17 protein-coding genes are annotated in these 19,397 nt (G+C 37.0%); 1 reads left to right on the forward strand and 16 read right to left on the reverse strand.

The window, feature by feature from the left end; translation table 11 throughout:
* Nucleotides 1-91: 91 nt before the first annotated feature.
* On the reverse strand, nucleotides 92-1,354 hold the full coding sequence (locus ACQKIC_RS05940) for a DEAD/DEAH box helicase family protein (RefSeq protein WP_427590474.1): 1,263 nt from the start codon (nucleotides 1,352-1,354) through the stop codon (nucleotides 92-94).
* A gap of 486 nt (nucleotides 1,355-1,840) precedes the next feature.
* Between ACQKIC_RS05940 and ACQKIC_RS05945 the strand changes: the two genes are divergently transcribed.
* Complete coding sequence (locus tag ACQKIC_RS05945) at nucleotides 1,841-2,926, forward strand: hypothetical protein (protein ID WP_427590475.1); 1,086 nt, start codon at nucleotides 1,841-1,843, stop codon at nucleotides 2,924-2,926.
* A 256-nt stretch (nucleotides 2,927-3,182) separates the two neighbouring features.
* Here the strand turns inward: ACQKIC_RS05945 and ACQKIC_RS05950 are convergent, their stop codons facing one another.
* The 15 genes from ACQKIC_RS05950 to nusB form a co-directional block, all read right to left on the reverse strand.
* Complete coding sequence (locus ACQKIC_RS05950) at nucleotides 3,183-4,124, reverse strand: hypothetical protein (protein WP_427590476.1); 942 nt, start codon at nucleotides 4,122-4,124, stop codon at nucleotides 3,183-3,185.
* Between the two features lie 402 nt (nucleotides 4,125-4,526).
* Nucleotides 4,527-4,970, reverse strand: a complete 444-nt coding sequence (locus tag ACQKIC_RS05955) for a hypothetical protein (RefSeq protein ID WP_427668574.1) — start codon at nucleotides 4,968-4,970, stop codon at nucleotides 4,527-4,529.
* 22 nt (nucleotides 4,971-4,992) lie between these two features.
* Nucleotides 4,993-5,829, reverse strand: coding sequence for a hypothetical protein (locus tag ACQKIC_RS05960; protein ID WP_427590478.1), 837 nt, complete (start codon nucleotides 5,827-5,829; stop codon nucleotides 4,993-4,995).
* A 169-nt stretch (nucleotides 5,830-5,998) separates the two neighbouring features.
* Complete coding sequence (locus ACQKIC_RS05965; protein ID WP_427590479.1) at nucleotides 5,999-6,976, reverse strand: tyrosine-type recombinase/integrase; 978 nt, start codon at nucleotides 6,974-6,976, stop codon at nucleotides 5,999-6,001.
* A gap of 155 nt (nucleotides 6,977-7,131) precedes the next feature.
* Entirely contained in the window at nucleotides 7,132-7,923 is a 792-nt protein-coding gene (gene spo0A / locus ACQKIC_RS05970) for a sporulation transcription factor Spo0A (RefSeq protein ID WP_402869392.1), read from the reverse strand.
* Between the two features lie 311 nt (nucleotides 7,924-8,234).
* Entirely contained in the window at nucleotides 8,235-9,527 is a 1,293-nt protein-coding gene (spoIVB, locus tag ACQKIC_RS05975; RefSeq protein WP_427590480.1) for a SpoIVB peptidase, read from the reverse strand.
* A gap of 162 nt (nucleotides 9,528-9,689) precedes the next feature.
* Nucleotides 9,690-11,405, reverse strand: a complete 1,716-nt coding sequence (gene recN, locus ACQKIC_RS05980; RefSeq protein ID WP_402869395.1) for a DNA repair protein RecN — start codon at nucleotides 11,403-11,405, stop codon at nucleotides 9,690-9,692.
* Between the two features lie 22 nt (nucleotides 11,406-11,427).
* Nucleotides 11,428-11,877: a transcriptional regulator AhrC/ArgR gene (ahrC, locus tag ACQKIC_RS05985; RefSeq protein WP_402869397.1), complete on the reverse strand. Its 450-nt coding sequence runs from the start codon at nucleotides 11,875-11,877 to the stop codon at nucleotides 11,428-11,430.
* A gap of 335 nt (nucleotides 11,878-12,212) precedes the next feature.
* Nucleotides 12,213-13,040: a TlyA family RNA methyltransferase gene (locus tag ACQKIC_RS05990; protein ID WP_402869399.1), complete on the reverse strand. Its 828-nt coding sequence runs from the start codon at nucleotides 13,038-13,040 to the stop codon at nucleotides 12,213-12,215.
* Between the two features lie 4 nt (nucleotides 13,041-13,044).
* Nucleotides 13,045-14,937 carry a 1-deoxy-D-xylulose-5-phosphate synthase gene (dxs, locus tag ACQKIC_RS05995; RefSeq protein ID WP_402869401.1) on the reverse strand — a complete coding sequence of 631 codons (1,893 nt, stop codon included), beginning with the start codon at nucleotides 14,935-14,937 and terminating at the stop codon, nucleotides 13,045-13,047.
* A gap of 247 nt (nucleotides 14,938-15,184) precedes the next feature.
* Nucleotides 15,185-16,078 (reverse strand): polyprenyl synthetase family protein, encoded by an 894-nt coding sequence (locus ACQKIC_RS06000; RefSeq protein ID WP_427590482.1) that lies wholly within the window; start codon nucleotides 16,076-16,078, stop codon nucleotides 15,185-15,187.
* Nucleotide 16,079: 1 nt separating this feature from the next.
* The gene (locus ACQKIC_RS06005) at nucleotides 16,080-16,313 is read right to left on the reverse strand and encodes an exodeoxyribonuclease VII small subunit (RefSeq protein WP_402869405.1); all 234 of its coding nucleotides are present in this window, start codon (nucleotides 16,311-16,313) and stop codon (nucleotides 16,080-16,082) included.
* The gene (gene xseA / locus ACQKIC_RS06010) at nucleotides 16,310-17,662 is read right to left on the reverse strand and encodes an exodeoxyribonuclease VII large subunit (protein ID WP_402986192.1); all 1,353 of its coding nucleotides are present in this window, start codon (nucleotides 17,660-17,662) and stop codon (nucleotides 16,310-16,312) included. The genes ACQKIC_RS06005 and xseA overlap by 4 nt, the downstream gene beginning before the upstream one ends.
* Before the next feature lie 149 nt (nucleotides 17,663-17,811).
* Nucleotides 17,812-18,687: a bifunctional methylenetetrahydrofolate dehydrogenase/methenyltetrahydrofolate cyclohydrolase FolD gene (gene folD / locus ACQKIC_RS06015; RefSeq protein ID WP_402986194.1), complete on the reverse strand. Its 876-nt coding sequence runs from the start codon at nucleotides 18,685-18,687 to the stop codon at nucleotides 17,812-17,814.
* 67 nt (nucleotides 18,688-18,754) lie between these two features.
* Nucleotides 18,755-19,147: a transcription antitermination factor NusB gene (gene nusB, locus ACQKIC_RS06020; RefSeq protein ID WP_402869411.1), complete on the reverse strand. Its 393-nt coding sequence runs from the start codon at nucleotides 19,145-19,147 to the stop codon at nucleotides 18,755-18,757.
* Nucleotides 19,148-19,397 lie beyond the last annotated feature (250 nt).

The following is a 19,397-nucleotide window of genomic DNA, read 5'->3' on the forward strand; positions in this document are numbered from 1 at the left end:
ATATATATATATTTCTAAGGGAATTTGTACGGATTTTTGTTCGTTTTAACAATATTTTTGTTCGTTTTAACAATTAGTTATAAGACCATTCTTATATTTCGAAATTTATCCATTTTTTCAACAGAGTTCTCATCCTGCTTGATGGAATGTAACAATTCATAGGTTTATTATTTCGTATACAACCACGGAACAAAAATTGAATTAAATCTGAGGTTGCTAATAAATCTTCATCCACTTCTATTCCCCGATTGGAGAAGAATTGCTTCTCATTAGGATTCATGAAACGGTTAAGTACGAAAGCCATTGCTGTTTTATCTGCATAAGCGTTTGTAGCTCTTGTGTTAAATGGAATGAAATTATCTTTGGAACGGTCGTCTTTCTTATTGATCTTACATTTCTTATTTTTTATTTTTGGAGCTAGAGTTTTAAAAGTAGTCCAGAAAAGATCATCAACTTTTGTTGAAGCTTGAGTCGTAAAGAAGGTTAATAGATTTTTTCTAAGTTGATCAATCTGAGATGTATCTGCTTTATCAAACCATTTTTTAGATAAAGCTTTATCAGGCTTATTAGATTTGACAAGATAATTCGTATTCAATTTACTAATTGATTTTCCATTCTGGTAATCTTCATATATACCAAGAAGACTTCCAATATAATCTCTCGGTTCAAGACTCTTTGAATACTGAGTTAACTTGTATTTTTCTTCAGCTTTGACTACTGAATATTTTCGATATTTGATTTCATGCATATCGTAGTAGTACTTTTGAATTTGCCCATCAAATAAATAAGTAAGAATATAAACTCCTTCGAAAGAACTGAAATTTATCACTGGCATTGTCCAAAAAATAATTACTTCATTATGAAGGAACAGATTTTTCTTCATAGCTAATACCTTCAAATGATTGAAGACTCCATTATAATTGCTATCGAGCCAAGTGATTTCTCCAGTTGGTTCAATTCTAAGAATTTTCGAATCTCTTAAAGATCGAATATCATCTTTTGTTATGTCTCCAACAGCGTTAAGCACGTTAGCGACTTCGTCCATAATCAACGTATATCCTTCTAACTTAATGTTCATTAACGTTTCTTGATCGAGTCTAGCAAATAATTCATGAGTCATAACAATATTGGCTGCTTCTTCAACAAGAATTTTTATGTGATTTGATTTTTTACCTTTGCCATATTTTATTTCTGGTTCGTAAAATTCTGGAATGGTTTCATTTTTGATTCTCTTAACTTCTGATAAAAATGGGGTTACATAGATAAATAGTTTGTCTGGATTTTCATTAATATGTTGGATTGCGTAACTTGTTTTACCTGAACCACAAATTGCATCTAATACTTTTACTGTCATTTTAATTCCTCCAAGATAGTTATTTCTTGTTGTTAATATATCTGGAGGTTTTAGAACGTAAATTAATTGGAGCACCACTGTCGTAAACTTTTACTCAAACTTTCTTCGAAAGGTTTTCGTATCATTCCTACTTTATATTATTTATTATTACAAAAATGCTCAAGAAGTGTTGGTACCAAAGGGTTTCCGGACAACGTATTTCCACTTTTTGAAAATACGTTAAATTACTAGCTTTGGACAACCTTTAGGTTGGACAAAAAGAATCTTACGAAGTAGAGTTCGCACAAAACCATATTTAACTGATATTTCCTTATAATTATAAAATGAGAATTTTATTCCTGTTCTTGTCCAACTAAAGGTACAGATTAGTTCAACAAATAAACCAATTTTCTAGTATACTTATTAATAGTTTCTATACATATGGTGTAATTTTTGAGGTTAGTTTAAACTTTAAAAAATGATTTTAAATACTGGAGGAGTAAAAAAATGCCTGAAATAATTGTTCTAGATACAAACCTTCTATATGATTTTATAGATTTAAAAGAAAAAGGTAAGTGCAATACAGAACAATTAAATGCAACTGAATTTCTCAGGTTCATGGAATCTAAAGAGATTTCGAAAGGGTTTCATGTAGCTTCGCTTTATGAATTATTCGGGCGAATATATAGACAAGAATTTTCTTCTGAACCTTCAAAAGCTGATTACAGAACTAAACGTCGATTTGTTAATTTTAAGAAAAATATTCTAGAAGAAAAAGAGTTTAACATCAAGTTTTTGAATGACAGTTATTTTAAAAATGAAATGAATTCAAAGCTAGATGAAATTCAATATCGTTCTCAAAATATGGATAAGAAGAAAGAGTTTGAGAAACATGAACTTACAAGAGTAATGATTTTCTTAACTGCATATTATAGTTTTTATTATTTGGATAAAAATGATATAGTTGAGCTTCAAAATTTCAACAAATTTATTGAGATAATTGAAAAAAATCTGACTACTGGTATATCTGAACTTATTGATCAGTTTTACTTAGGGGTAATTCCAAAAAAGAAGTTACCAAAAAAACTAAGTTTTATTCTAGGTGCCCAAATTGATTATGTAGATTACGTTTTTAATGAGGGCCATGTATACCTAAGTGATGACTTAGATACCAGCCTGTTCAAAATTACGAATTATGTATTTAAAATTGAGGAAGATGGTATTAAAAAAATTCAATCTACTTTAGGTCAGGGTGTTCCTAAGCCAGCTGCGGATAAGAAAATATACCTTTTTTTAAACTCACTTAAGTCAGGAATTTTAAAAAAAGACAAAAAAGGATTTAATTCACTAGAAATGGCTTACTATCAATATTTATTTGAAAGTATACAATCTGATGGTCGAAAAATTGATAAGAATGATGCAATTGACTTTGTTATTTCTACCTCTTTTGAAACAGGAACAATCATAAAAAAGGCTTATGGTTATCAAAGTTCCTATAATGCTACATTTGTATCTTATGACAAATTTTTACGGGGTTTTATTAAAAAACGCGGTAAGTACAATGAAGATATTCATAAGTTAATATTCCAATAACACGACACGGTATAAACACTGTTAGATCACTTCATCTCTACAAATCCCTTAGAATTCGGGTGATTTTTTAATTGATTTGTATACTTAATGTTTGTAAAGAAATGCATTTAAATATAGGGTACTTAAGTTGAATAAGCGTTATAAGGACCTTTATTTCTTCTCATTAATTTTTGATTAATAAACTATTGATTTTATAAAAAAAAGACAAAAAAGACCTTGCATTAAAATGCTAAGGTCTAAATATATATTAGTAGATTCAAAAGTCTGGCATCCCGTTTGGATCAATAAATGGCTTTGATTGGAATTCTTCATTTTGATCAGTAGCACCTTGTCCAAATCCGTTGTTTTCTTGTGGTATTGAGATATTATATTTAGTCTTCAGTTCTTGAATTTTAGTTAATCTAATTTGTTTTGCAGTCTCAATTTCTTCTGAAGTGTATTCTCTACTATCTACATAAGGTACATCTCCACCAATAATTTGAATATTACTTACGTATTTTTTAGTTGGTTCAAATATATCTTCTATTTCTACAGTATTCCCAAATCCAGTAGTTATTGATTGTTGTTGTTCTCCGTCTTCAGCGTAGCTCTCCAATTTAAAAGATAATCTACCAGTTGAACCAGGTTCGTATAAGTTTATAAACGCTTGAGATAAATCTGCATCAATAAAGGTATTTTTAAATTCAATAACTTCATCATTCCATCCAACAGTAAATCCTTTAACAATATATTGTCCTGTTGGTAATTGCTCTTCATTTAATTTTTCAGAGAATCCTTCAATAACTGTTTCAATAGATGCAATAGCATGATCTTGATCTTTAGCATTATTTTCAAGGCGTTGGAAATACATACCTCTAACTTCGTTGTATTGAATTAAATTTTCTTGAGCTCCAAAGTACTCGTTTAGTTTTAACGTACCTTTTACTTTAATACGATCTGCATTTTCAATTCCATCTTGATCAATTGTTTTATATTCATTTTTAACTGTTTCTATACCTTTATAAAGGTTTGAAGATTTCATGACAAATATTTTAATAACATGTTCGTTAACCTTCTCATCCGTTATTGTTTGAACAACTAATTTACCAGAAATAAATGTCTTCCCTGCAGCACTATCTTTAACCTCAAGTTCCTTAGATTTTAGAGTTCCGATAATTTCCACATTGTTTTTTAATTGACGTAGGTTAGGCTGATTCATTATATATTCCTCCAATAAGTTTGTTTTATGTTTTCTTACGGAGTCTTTATATCTTCTTATCCAAGAATGTAAAGCAAACCACAAAAAAAACTGCGAAAAAAATCGCAGCCCTCTTCTCACGTATGTTTAATACTCTAAATCCAGCTCAGTTTTTGGAATCCCTCTATTGTTGTAATACTTATTAAACATTTCATCGAGCAGCTTCCACCGTTCTTCGTTTTCCATTTTTTCAATTATTACTAAAATCTCTTCTGCTTTTTAACAGTCATCTCCTATCCAAAATTGCTCATTACTGAACCTTATGAAAGATTCTATATAATTCTCCATTAATATTCTAAAGATTCAACACGAGGTCATTATGAACCTCTGAGAGCTATCTAATTATCGGGTTAGTTCTCTCACTTATGATTTAAAATTTTTCAGATTATTATTTATTATTTTAACCGTTTGATTTAAATCCATTTTTAACTCTTCAATTTGTTCAATTATTTTAATTGCTTCTCGAAACTCTTGTTTTGTAACGCTAAGAAAGTCCTGTTCATGTATTAAAGGGTCTAAACTGTTAATAGGTTGAGGTTCTTTCGCACTTGTATTCATCTCGCCTATAATCTGTTCTACTGCCTTCTTCACTGTCATCCCCGGTTCATTCTTCAAGGAAATTAATTTAAGAAATAAATTTAATTCCGCATCAGAAAAAATTACTCGCCCAATAGTGTTCCGTTGAAAACGATGATCATTTTCTTCCATAAGTAGATAATACTTTTTAACAGTAGATGGGCTAACCCCTAAAATATCAGCTACACTAACAACATCATGAGAATTAACCATAACAGTTACAACCTCCATAATTTGCTAATATTATTATAACTCAGTTTTCTAACCAATTGTAAATGAATGGATACCCCTCATTACTTTTATTTCTATTTTTATTTTGAGCCAATTCAGACATTGTCTGTTGGTAATCATAAAAGTCTTGAGATCTTTTATAATCAGAATTAGAAACAATTTTTTCAAGACATTTATATGTAAATCCGTTAATCTTCTCGTCAGGTACATTTTTATAGCGTCCACTTGTAATCGTATCATTCACAAATTGGGTAATTAGAGTATTCCACTGTTTTTTTGACCATCTACCTAAAGAAAACTTAGGATACATTTCATTAGCAGCATTAGTTAATAAACTTTTGAATCTATCGATATCAGATTTCTTGTAATTACAATTGAAATTAGGCTTTTTATTTAGAGGTTTAGTTAATGGTTTAGTTAAAGGTATATTATGATGCTCTTCAAGGTGTTCATATGGTTGTTCTACTGGGTGCTCATGATTTTCATTAAGTTTTTTCTCTACAGCAATTTCACTTTTGAAATTCTCAACAATATAAATATTTGCAGATTGTTTATTATTTTTTCGTTTAGCAGGATTAACTGACAAGACTCCAATTTTTGAGAGTAAACTAAAGAATCGACGTACAGAAGATAAACTTATTTTCATACTGAATCGACGTTCAAACATATTAACGAATGTATTATAGGCGATTGAAAAAACGCCATCTGCTTGCACCGCTAAATCAGATATTAAGTAGGTCATTCTTATTTGAAGATCAGTGAGGTCCCAATTATTTTTAACTTGTTCTACAAAAGCTTGTTTATCATATGTATTTTTACTATATTTCTTTAGCTCTTCCATTTTTCCATTCACTAACATACCATCTACTCCTTGAGTACAAGGAAAAACATTGATATAATGACAATGACAGTTCCTTGTGAATTGTTGGTCGACCTTATCCTAGAGTGCCAGCTCTATAATGGGTAAGGTCTTTATTTAATTATAATACTTTGCTACGGTAAAGTACAACAGTGTTTTGTTTGTGGATTTATAATCTCCATTTTGATAAAAGGGAATGTTGATGGTACTTTTTTGCAATCTCTTCTCTAGTGAGATCTAAGTATGCTTGTTCCGTAACCGTAACAGAAGAATGACCTAAAATTCTACTCAAGGTATAAAGGTCTCCTCCATTCATTAAGAATTGCCTTGCAAAGTTGTTCCTTATTTGATGGGGATGAACCGAAAGCCCAATCTCTTCTCCGGCTTGTTTAAGTTGTTTTTCAAATGATGCAATTGTCAATTCAGTGTTTCTTGTGGTTGGAAAAAGGAGTTCTACCGTTGTATACCGTTCTTTAAACTTAACGTAATGGCGTAGCTCTCTTGACATTTGTTGAGAGAAGTAAACATACCTCTCTTTTCTTGCTTTGGTTTTCGTAAGAAGTATCATTCTATGTTTAAAATCAATTTGATCAACTTCAATGGCTAAGCATTCCCCAATCCTCATCCCTGTATCTTGGAGTATCATTACAATTACTTTGTTTCTGTAACCATGAAATTTAGTAAAATCAAATTGATTAAGCAATAATCTGAATTCATCTTCTTTAATTTCTTTTTTCTGTCTCCTTTCTGTCTTAATCTGTTTAATTGCATCGACTGGATTTTTCCTTACTTCTCCTTCTATATGCAACCAATTAAAAAACACTTTTATATTTCTAAGGTAATTATTGATCGTCACATTGCTTACTGTCTTTTTGTAGTCTTTTCTATTTTGAGGATGATTTATTTTAACACTTTTATTATTCCCAACTACCGTGTATTTCCCTCTTTCTTGGACGTATTTTATATACTGACGAATATGTCCTGTTTTCACTTTATTTGGATCAATAACCTCATGTTCATTTTTTAAATACAAAAGAAACAATTTTAATGACTGTTCGTAAGAAGCCAAAGTTTTTGGTGACAAGTTCTTTGATTGACAGTAAATTAGAAAATCTTCTAAAAAAAATTCGAACTCTGTTAGCTTCATTTCATCACCCTTTACACAAAATAAAAAGACCAGTGAATTTTTTACATTCATTGGCCATTCCAGAAAAAGTTTATGGGTTTTGAAATCGATTTTTAGTATAATTTTTAAGAATTTATTGGCCTACTATTATCTGGAAGGCCTATCCCCTAACCCTGTCAAGAAGCTTTGTGTTCAAGACGTAGCTTATCTGCGACCATCGCAATGAATTCCGAATTCGTAGGTTTCGCCTTTGTCATGCTGACGGTATAACCAAATAAAGACGAAATCGATTCGATATTCCCACGACTCCATGCCACTTCTATGGCATGACGGATGGCACGTTCAACCCGGCTAGCCGTTGTATTATATTTTTTCGCGATATCCGGATACAGCACTTTTGTTATGGATCCCAATAACTCAATATCATTATAAACCATTGAAATGGCTTCCCTTAAATATAGATAACCCTTAATGTGTGCCGGCACTCCAATTTCGTGGATAATGCTTGTGATACTTGCATCTAGGTTTTTCGGTTTTGACTCATTTTGAGGACGGTAACTAAACTGACTATGGTTCTTTAGAACCGACTGTCCTTTGTTGCTCACTTGACGTATATGGTTGGACAAGTTCTCCATATCGAAAGGTTTCAGGATGAAATATGAAGCGCCTAAGTCCACAGCCTTCTTCGTAACATCTTCTTGACCGAATGCAGTAAGCATAATTACATTAGGCATGTTTCCCCGTTTAACTTCACGAAGTTTTTCCAATACCCCTAATCCGTCTAAATGAGGCATAATAATGTCAAGAATCAAAATATCCGGATCAACGCTTTCTAGCATCCCCATGCAATCTTGACCATTATGTGCAACACCGATTACTTCCATGTCATCTTGTGCAGAAATGTATTCTTCCAGAAGACCAACCAGCTCTCTATTATCATCTACCACGCATACCTTGATTTTTTTCACTCTTGATTTCCTCCTCAACTACAATGGTCTTTTTTCTATATGACTAAATTCTATTGTAATTGAACTTTTCGACAATGGAAACTAAATTCCTTTTATTTTCGAAAAAATAAAAGGAATTCAATATTATTCTCCGGATATCTCTTGTTTTCGACTTCGTTTGCTACCTGAAGAACTGCTTTGTCGAAAAATCTTCATTTATTTTCATTTTAGCACAATTCTTTCAAAAAACCTCTTTTCCAAGATAAATCATTTTAGTTGCCATTGATATTGAACCAAGTAAAAAAAGGTATCCAGTTGGATACCTTCGATGGTTAGCTTGCTTTCTCATAATCCTCTTTGTCATATATATTGATACCGGCTTCGTTTAACATCCATTCAATATGGACTCCATACCCGCTTGTAGGATCATTGACAAATACATGGGTAACGGCACCGATTAATTTACCATTTTGTATGATTGGGCTGCCGCTCATTCCTTGAACGATCCCGCCCGTTTTTTTGAGTAATTCTTTATCAGTCACTTTTAGAACCATTCCTTTTATTGCAGGAAACTTTTGTGGAATGGAGCTGACTATTTCCACATCAAAGGCTTCTACTTCTGAACCATCCACCACCGTAAGAATTTTGGCTGGCCCTTCCTTCACCTGGTGAGAAAGGGTGATGGGTAATGCCTTATCCATAACACCATTTTTGAAATCTTGATTTAGTTTCCCAAAAATCCCAAAAGGACTATTACGATTAATGTTACCTATTTTTTCTCTGTTAGCCGAAAAACGTGCCAATTTTTCTCCTGGGTCCCCATTACTCCCCTTTTCGATGGAAGTGACCATTGATTGTACAATCTGCCCATCTTTCACGACGATTGGTTTTTTTGTATCCATATCCGATATGACATGTCCCAATGCACCATACTTTTTCGTATCCGGGTGATAAAATGTCATCGTCCCGATACCCGCTGCTGAATCACGGATATACAGACCTAATTTGAAAATTCCTTCATTTTTATCTTTTAGAGGCATGAGCGAACTGTGAAGCACTTCATTATCACGATTGATCACGATCTTCAACGGTTCTCCCTTTTCACCTGCCTGCTGGACAAAAGGAGTGACGTCACCCATCTTTTTTATTGTTTGGCCATTGATTGCCGTAATGATGTCCCCGACTTCCACTTTTGCTTTTTCACCAGGGGATTTTTTTCCTTGAGGTGTATCAACAAGATGATGACCGACCACGAGCACACCCAACGTGTTAAGTTTAACCCCTATGGACTGCCCACCAGGGATGACTTTAAAATCTTTCAACACTCTTATATCAACCTTCTTGGCAGGTAAGCCTGCCACATCAAGCAACACCTCGTTCGTACCTGGCTTTTCGGCACCTAGTGTAATGGAGGCTTTCTCATCATGGACCGAAATTCCTTGACTTGAATCTGAAGCTTTTGCTGAAACAGGTAATGACTTGGAAATACTATAGTGACTACCCTCAAAGAGTACAAGCTGATTTGGAATTAAAAAATATTCACGAAATGGCTGGTATAACCCTAATGTTAATAGCGAAACAAGGAGAATTCCACCGATGATTCTGTTGATCCATACTAATTTCAATCCATTCACTCTCCTCGCTCTCTAAAACTTTATGGCTACCCCTTTAATTTAGCCCTCATGACAATCATTTATAACAGCTGGACAAAATAAAAGCTATCCGTTTTTGGATAGCTTTACAATGAATGCTTATGATAAATTATGATACCTTCTTACTTAGAAACATCATGAAGTGATTTTCATCTTTTTAGCAAGCTGAATCAATTCATTGGCATGCTGTTTGGTTAAATCCGTTATCTCGACACCGGATATCATCCGGCCAATTTCTCGGATTTTTTCGGTTTCTACCAGAGGCTTCACCGAAGTGTTGGTACGACCGGCCCTCACATTCTTGGCGATGAATAGATGAGTATCCGCCATCGCGGCAACCTGAGGTAAATGGGAAATGCAAAGCACTTGGGAACCCGTGGCCACTTTGTAGATTTTTTCGGCAATGGATTGAGCCACCCGGCCACTTACACCTGTGTCTACCTCATCAAAAATGATGGAGGTAATCCCTTGGTGCTTGGAGAAAATACTTTTCATCGCCAACATAATCCGGGACAACTCTCCTCCAGATGCAATCTTTGACAATGGTTTTAAAGGTTCACCAGGATTGGTGGATATATAAAATTCCATGTTATCGAGACCAGATTGATTAATCCCACGTTCTGATAGCTCATCAAAAGTATAGGCCGTTTGATGAAAATGTGGTTCGAATATGGTCTTTTCCATATATAGATCCTTTAATTCCTGATGAATGCTCTTCGTTAATTGCTGGGCGAATGTTTGTCTGAGCTCAGACAGATTTTTCGCTTCAATAATCAAATCCGCCTTTATTGATTTAAGTTCCTTTTCCAGTTTTAAGATATGACTTTCCCGATTTTGAAGCTTTTCGATTTCTTCTTCAATACCTGCACCATACTCTAAAATCTCTTCGATGCTGCGCCCATATTTTCGCTTCAATTGGTTAATTTCATTTAGACGGCTTTCGATGAACTCCACCCGTTCCGTATCGTAATCCAAAGAATCCAATTGATCTCTAATAGTAGAAACCGCTTCCTCAAGCAGGAAATAACTATTTGAGACGGTTTCGGAGCTTTTTTTCAGTGCTTCATCCAAGTTGGCCGCTTCCTCCATATTACTCATGGCTACTGAAAGCCAATCCACGGCATGTTGCTCTCCATTTAAGGCATTATAACTTGTCTGGAGGGCCTCATGAATCTTCTCGAAATTGTTAATCCTTTTTCGTTCTTCCATCAACTCTTCATCTTCATGAAGCTTTAACTCCGCGTTTTGAATTTCATCGGACTGAAACTGGATCAAATCTAATCGATGGACCATTTGCTGTTCGTTCTGGCTCAAATTATTTAACTGCTTGGATGTCATTTCATAATTCTTATATAGCTTTTGGTATTCAGCAAGTGCGGCCGCGATTTTTTCCCCGCCAAACTGGTCCAGCAATGGAAGATGAAGTCGTTCATCCATTAATTCCTGATGTTCATGCTGACCATGAATATCGATTAATGTCCGCCCTATCTCTCGCAATATCGCGATCGTAACCAATTTTCCATTGACCCTGCATACACTTTTACCACTCAGTGAAATGTCCCTTCGCAGGATAGCCATTCCATCGTTCATATCGATGCCAAATTCTTTCGCCTTAACAAATACCGGATGGGTATCATCTTCTATTTGAAATAGGCCTTCTATCTCAGCCTTCGATTCACCATGGCGTATGAATTCTGCCGAACCACGCCCTCCAACCAATAGATGCACGGCATCAATGATAATGGATTTTCCTGCCCCAGTTTCCCCCGTTAATACCGTCAATCCTGTTTCAAAAGAGACGGACAGGCTATCAATGATCGCAAAATTCCTAATCGAAAGTTCTGTTAACAATCTAGATCACCTCTTCAAAATATTAGAGCATGTCCAAGAATTTGCCGGAAATGATCTTTGCGTCTTCTTCAGAACGGCAAATAATTAAACATGTATCATCACCGCCGATGGTTCCGAGTATTTCTTGCCAATTCAAATTATCTATCAGTGCACAAATTGCTTGGGCATTTCCTGGTAACATCTTCATGACTAGCAAATTATTTGCAGCGTCAATGCGAACAAAAGCATCAACCAGCATTCTTTTTAATTTCTGTAATGGATTAAAACGTTGGTCAGCCGGTAAGCTGTATTTATACCTGCCGTCAGATAACGGTATCTTTACAAGGTGAAGTTCCTTAATGTCTCTTGAAACAGTTGCTTGTGTAACGTTATACCCCGCATTTTTAAGTTCTTCCACTAAATCGTCCTGTGTCTCAATATCATTATTCGTAATTATTTCCCTTATTTTTATATGACGCTGTCCTTTATTCATAAGTAGAAGCACCTCTCAACTGTTGCTCATTTTAATTATCATCGTTGCCCTAACTTTAGCAAGCTGACCATATGTAATTGCTTTGCTTTTCCTAATCCTCACAAACGTCCCTAACACACAAGAAAACCGTCGAAGAAAGAGGCTAATATTAATGTTAGCGGATTTTTATACAATTGTACAACTTTTTTCTCTAATATACATTTCTTATCCCTTATTTTGTACTAAAACTTTCTTTGCATACTTTTTCTAAACCTTGGTGCATGAACATGAACCATTTCAAGAAAAAAAGCTCCTTTAGCTAACCATTCAGCCAAAGGAGCCATACGAAGACTTATCTATTCTTTTTTAAATTGGGCATGGGCTTCCCCAACGATATCATCCACCGTTTTGGATAGTAGCATATCTCCCACTTCTTTTGGGCCCTCCCAAAATAAATGGAGCAGAAATTCTATGTTGCCGTCCCCACCAGTAATAGGAGAGAAGGAAGCATCTTTAATATCGTATCCTTCCATTTGTGCAAAGGAAATAATCTTGTTCAACACTTCTTTATGAATTTTAGGCTCACGGACAATCCCTTTTTTGCCAACTTGACCCTTCCCCGCTTCAAATTGAGGTTTTACAAGTGCCACGACGTCGCTTTTTGGAACAAGCAAGGTTTTTAACACAGGTAAAATCAAAGTGAGCGAGATGAAAGATACATCAATGCTTGCAAAGTTAGGCATCTGTCCATCTAAATCAGCAGGTGTGACATAGCGGAAATTAGTCCGTTCCATGACCTTAACCCGCTCATCTTGTCTTAGCTTCCATGCAAGTTGATTATAGCCAACATCAAGAGCATAAGACATGATGGCGCCATTCTGTAAAGCACAATCGGTAAAGCCCCCAGTGGATGAGCCGATATCCAGAAGGATCTTTCCATCGACGTGTAAATCAAATTCTTTCAATGCCTTCTCAAGTTTCAGACCACCTCTTGATACATAAGGCATCACTTTCCCTTTTATCGTCAATTCAAGATCAACCGGCACTTTTTCCCCTGGTTTTTCATATCTTTCTTCATTTGCATAGACAAGACCAGCCATCACCATACGCTTTGCTTTTTCACGCGTTTCGGCCAATCCTTGTTCTACTAATAAAACATCTAATCTTTCTTTCGCTACTTTCATATTGTCAGGCCCTTTTTTCTTTTTTTGGCGTTATCATTTTAATCTTTTTCTTAACCGTATCCGTTGTTAGGCCGATTTCTTCCAGTAACTCGTCCACACTACCGTGTTCAACGAAGTAATCTGGTATGCCCATTCGGTCAATGATTGCCCCGTAGAACCCTTGGTCATGTGCATATTCAAGTACTGAACTACCGAATCCACCTTGAAGAATGGCTTCTTCAATTGTCAATATTGGCATTTTCTCGCCAAGTAAGCTGCTAAGCATCTTTTCATCAAGAGGCTTTATGAAACGAGCATTGATAACCTTTACAGAGTAGTCCTCTTTTTCAAGTTGGGCTGCTGCTTCAAGAGCCATCGGAATAGTTGTCCCAAATGTTAAAATGGCAACGTCCGATCCTTCTTTCAATACTTCCCATGAACCAATCGGGATTTGTTGTAATTCTGTATCCATGACGACCCCCTGTCCATTTCCGCGCGGAAAACGCATGGCTATGGGACCATCATCATAATTAATGGCTGTATTGACCATATGCTGACCTTCATTTTCATCTTTAGGCATCATCAATACCATATTAGGAACATGGCGTAGGAACGCGATATCGAACACACCTTGATGCGTTTCCCCATCAGAACCGACAAGACCGGCACGGTCAATGCCAATAAAGACATTCAAGTTTTGACGGCAGATATCATGTACCACCTGATCATACGCTCTTTGCAAGAAGGTTGAGTAAATCGCCAAAAACGGTTTCATTTTCTGGGTTGCCAACCCGGCTGCGAAAGTAGCGGCATGCTGCTCAGCAATTCCAACATCATAAAAACGCTCAGGAAATTCATTCGCAAAACCGACTAACTTCGATCCAACGGGCATCGCAGGAGTTATCGCGACGATACGTTCGTCATTTCGTGCAAGCTTGCGTACCGTTTCACTTACTAACGCACTCCAAGCCGGCCCTTTACTAGGTGATTTAACGAAGTCACCCGTTTCAATTTTGTATGGGCCTGTTCCATGCCAATTGCCTGTCGTATCAAGCTCAGCAGGTGAGTACCCTTTTCCTTTTTTGGTAATTACATGCAATAGAACAGGACCCTTAGTTTTCTTGGCAAACCTCAAGTTATCTAACAGTTCTTCATAATTATGGCCATCTACTGGTCCAAGATAGGTAAAACCTAACTCCTCGAAAAACATGCCGGACACCAACAGGTATTTCATACTGTCTTTCAAGCGTTCGGCCGTTGCTGCTAGTTTGCCACCGACTGCGGGAATCTTTTTCAAGAACATTTCCAACTCGTCTTTTGCCCAGTTGTATTTTCCTGCTGTCCTTAATCTTCCCAGTACCGAGTGCAAGGCGCCTACATTAGGGGCAATGGACATTTCATTATCATTCAATATAACGATCATGTCCTTTTTCTCATCACCGATATGATTCAAGGCTTCAAGAGCCATTCCACCTGTAAGGGCGCCATCCCCAATCACTGGTAGGATAAAACTCTTTTCACCTTTGATATCACGGGCTGCAGCCATCCCCATGGCAGCGGAAAGAGAGGTCGAGCTGTGTCCCGTTTCCCATACATCATGAGGGCTTTCAATCATTTTTGGAAAACCACAAAGCCCTTTGTATTTCTTTAACGTATTAAACTCTCCGGCTCTTCCTGTTAAGATTTTATGAACATAAGATTGATGACCTACATCCCATAAAATTTTATCATTCGGACTATCAAATTCTTTATGAAGCGCGATTGTCAACTCGACCACGCCTAAATTGGGACCGATATGCCCACCAGTTACAGATAATTTTTCCACGAGGAATTTACGAATATCCACACTTAATTCGACAAGCTCTTCATTATTCATTTTCTTCAAAAATGAAGGGTCTTTTATAGATAGAAGATCCAAACAGGACCACTCACTTTCTGTCATTTCCGGTTGTAAGCATAATCAGAGCCTCAAAAGCGACTATTATAGAAGGCTTGACCGAAAAATTCTTTTTAAGTTAAAAAATAGCCGCCAACACCCAGGTGATTTCGGCGGCTTTATATACCTATTTTATCACGTATCGTCATTTATGAATTCATTTTCTGTTGCATAAATTTTCACAATGAGTATACCATAAAACTTTGTTTGATAACAAATTTGGTAATGCTCAATGATCCCGATTCGCTATTAGATCCGTTAATTCATTCAATAGGCCCGTTTGTAATTTCGTTTCCGCTAAGGAAGCATGCGCCAATTGGATATGATGATTCAACTTGTCCTTGGCTCCCTGTAGCGTCAGCAGGGAAGGATAGGTGCTTTTGTGGTTCGCCGCGTCACTGCCGACAGGCTTACCAATAAGCTCGACCGAACCTTCAATATCCAGGATATCATCCCGGATTTGAAAAGCAAGTCCCAAGTGATAAGCAAAATCGCGGAGATGCTGACGTTGATTGGCATCGGCTCCAGCTAAGATGGCACCTGAAAGGATGCTTGCCGCCAATAGTTTCCCCGTTTTATGTTCATGAATATACTCCATTTCACTAAGGGTCAACTGCTTTTCTTCGCCTTCCATATCTGCTACTTGTCCTCCAACCATTCCTTCTGCACCGGCGGATTTTGCAATTTCAGTTACTAAATCCAACTTCATCTCCGCACTCACTTCGGGATCAGACATTTCAGCCACCAATTGGAAGCTATATGTAAGTAAGGCATCACCCGCGAGTACGGCCACCGCTTCACCGAAAACTTTATGATTCGTCGGTTTTCCGCGTCGGAGATCATCATCATCCATCGCTGGCAGGTCATCATGAATCAAAGAATACGTATGAATCATTTCAATTGCCGCTGCAGCCGGAATCCCCATCCTCAAATCTTTTCCGAATGCCGACAATACCGAGAAGACCAATAAAGGACGGATGCGTTTTCCGCCTGCCTCCAAGGAATAGGCCATAGCTTCTTTGACACTTTCTGGAGCGTTCAATTTCTTCACATATTCAACGACTTCTTTCTCTATTAACGCTTTATACTCTTTCGAAAAAGTTTCGAACGTTGCCGTACTCATATTATTCTTCCTCCTGAACCGCAAAGTTTTCCAGTTCTCCATCTTCGCGTAAAATTTGCGTTAATTGATCCTCGACAGTTTTCAACTTGGTATGGCATAGTCTGGATAAATCCATTCCTTGTTTATAAATGGAAATGGCTTTTTCCAATGGTACATCTCCTTCTTCCAACTGTTCTACAATTTTCTCGAGGTTCTCCATCGCTTCTTCAAATGTAATATCCTTTTTGTTAGTCATGGCTCAATCCGCTCCTTTATTTCGGTTATCTCACATTCAAGTGTTCCGTCTTTTATCGAAACAGCTATCTTATCTCCAGTGGATACTTGCTGTGTGCTTTTAATTAACGTCTCATCTTCAGTAAAGACTAACCCATAGCCCCGCTCCATGATCTTCAGTGGGCTTAGGGCCGATAGAGTGGCAGTCATTGAAACGAATCGCTGTGATTTTTGACGATAGATGGCTTCCATAGTCTTACGCAGCGCTTTTTCGTACTGCTGCAGGCTTTCCTTTGAAGTCCTGACCAATTGCTCAGGATGCTGTTTATTCAGAACTTCAGTCATCTGATTCAATTCATCCCTTTTCTTCAGGAAATATCGCGTACTGGTTTTCCCTAACCTCTCTGTTGCCCTATCCAACTGTTCAAGTTTTTGTTCGTACATTTTATGAGGGTAACGGAATGCGTAAGACCTTTCAAGCCTACTCAAATGTGTACGATTGGCATTCACTTGCTCCTGGATGGAACGTGTCAAACGATTCTTGCGATTCATCAACCTTTCCAATATTTCATTCAGGTGAGGCACTGCAAGCTCTGCTGCCCCCGTAGGAGTCGGCGCACGCATGTCAGCAACAAAGTCAGCAATCGTGAAATCCGTTTCATGCCCCACTGCTGAGATAATGGGAATATCCGAATCATATATCGACTCAGCTACTATCTCTTCATTGAAGGCCCAAAGTTCCTCGATGGAACCACCGCCCCTCCCAACTATCAGCACATCGGATTCTGCTCTTGCATTGGCCAGTGAAATCGCCTGTGCAATCGATTTAGCAGCATTATTTCCTTGTACAAGAGCTGGATAAACAATGATTTTAGTAATGGGATAACGCCGCTTGATGGTCGTTATAATATCCCTTAAAGCTGCCCCAGTCGGTGATGTAATGACCCCCACCGATTTGGGGTATTGCGGAATCGCTTTCTTATGTTTAGCCAGGAATAATCCTGCTTCTTCCAGTTTTTTCTTTAACTGTTCATATGCAATGTATAGATCCCCCACACCGTCAGGAGCCATGCTTTTCACATAAAGCTGATACTGTCCACTGGCTTCGTATAGGGATATATCTCCCCTTACAAGTACCTTCATCCCATTTTCAGGTGTGAATTTCATCCCTTTGTTGTTAGCCGCAAACATGACAGCCAGCAAACGGGCTTTCTCGTCTTTTAAAGTAAAGTACATATGCCCGCTTGTATGCTGTTTGAAATTGGATATTTCCCCTTTTATGTATGCATTTTGCAAATGCGGATCCACATCGAACTTTCGTTTTATATATTTTGTTAAAGCCGACACACTTAAATATTGTTGGTCGCTCATATAATGTCTCCTTCCGACAGAATCGGATATAAAGGGAACCAGCCTTTACTGCAGACTTATAGTCCCAGTTAATCTTTACATAGAAAAAAGCGGTCTCTTGTTATTATAAAACAAGAGGTCCGCTTCTTTAAAATAATTTGGCATTTTTTTTAACTTTTCATTGTTTGTTTATCCAAGTTAAGTGTTTTCTGAGCAGATTTAACAGTATTCTTCATGAGCATCGTAATCGTCATCGGACCTACGCCTCTAGGTACAGGGGTAATGTAAGAAGCTTTTTCCTTCACTTCTTCAAACGAAACGTCTCCACAAAGCTTACCTTCATCATTTCTGTTCATGCCAACATCAATCACGACGGCACCCTCTTTAATGTGGGCACTGGTGATTGTATCTCTTTTACCGACGGCAACCACGACCACATCAGCTTGTTTAGTAAAGTAAGCAAGGTCACTCGTCTTAGAGTGGCAATATGTAACCGTTGCATCCGCATTCAAAAACAACTGTCCTGATGGTTTCCCTACGATATTGCTTCTTCCGACAATAACGACGTGCTTGCCTTCAAGGTTATAATCGATATATTCAAGCATGACCATAATTCCATACGGCGTGCACGGCAAGAAAGCATCCTGTCCCGTCATCATCCTGCCGATGTTGATTGGATGGAACCCGTCAACATCCTTCTCAGGTGAAATTGCTTCAATAATCGCTTTTTCCTGAATATGTCCAGGTAACGGCAGCTGCACCAAAATCCCATGAATGCTGTCATCCTGGTTTAATTCATCGATGTTCTGTATTAATTCCTGCTGTGTTAAATCCGCAGGTTTTTGGATTAACACGGAATGCATGCCTAAATCTTCACAAGCTTTTTGCTTATTTCGCACATAGGTTTGTGAAGCCTGATTGTCACCGACTAATATAACGGCCAATCCGGGCACAACATTTTTTTCACGTAATTGTTGGACTTCCTTGCTAATATCCTGCCTTACCGACTCTGCAATTTCTTTACCATTAATGATTTGAGCTGACATGTGTAGTTCCTCCCAAGTTAACTTTTGCTAAAGAAATTGCGGAGACCCATCAGTACCTAAAATAGCTTTAGTTGCCGACTTTTTCTTTGACTTTGGATAAAACGGCATTCACAAAGCTGCTTGATTGGTCATCACCGAATTTCTTAGCAATTTCAATAGCTTCATTCATCGCAACACTTACCGGGACATCATCACAATGGATCATTTCATAAACTGCGATACGCAGTAGATTCCGATCGATATTTGCGAGTCTTTCCAATGTCCAGTTTTCCAAATTATCTCTGATCATTCCATCAATCTGTTCACGCTTTTCCGCTATCCCTGTAACTAATGTTTCGAAATACTCGTCAGTGGGTGCACCGTTCAGCACACTTTCCATAGCTTCTTCCGGTTCTGACTTGGCGATATCTATTTGGTATAGTGCTTGAAGGGATTTTTCACGGGCTACTCTTCTTTTCATAATCTTACTCCTTTGACATCTACTATTATATATGAAAATGCTAGTACAGACGAACAATAATCAACAATTTATCGAAAATATTAAGTTCTTTATCGTAATTTCTATAGATTCATCTATTTTCCGCTAACAAAAACGTCAAAATACTCTCCATGACATGAACCTCTATGCAATTTCTCATGAGGATTCACGTTAAATGGATTTTTCGCCATTTAACTTTTGTACAACGGATCATGTTATATTTTTTCGAAAC

This window comes from Peribacillus sp. NPDC046944 (assembly GCF_050272735.1).
In the GTDB taxonomy this organism is placed as follows: Bacteria; Bacillota; Bacilli; order Bacillales; family DSM-1321; genus Peribacillus.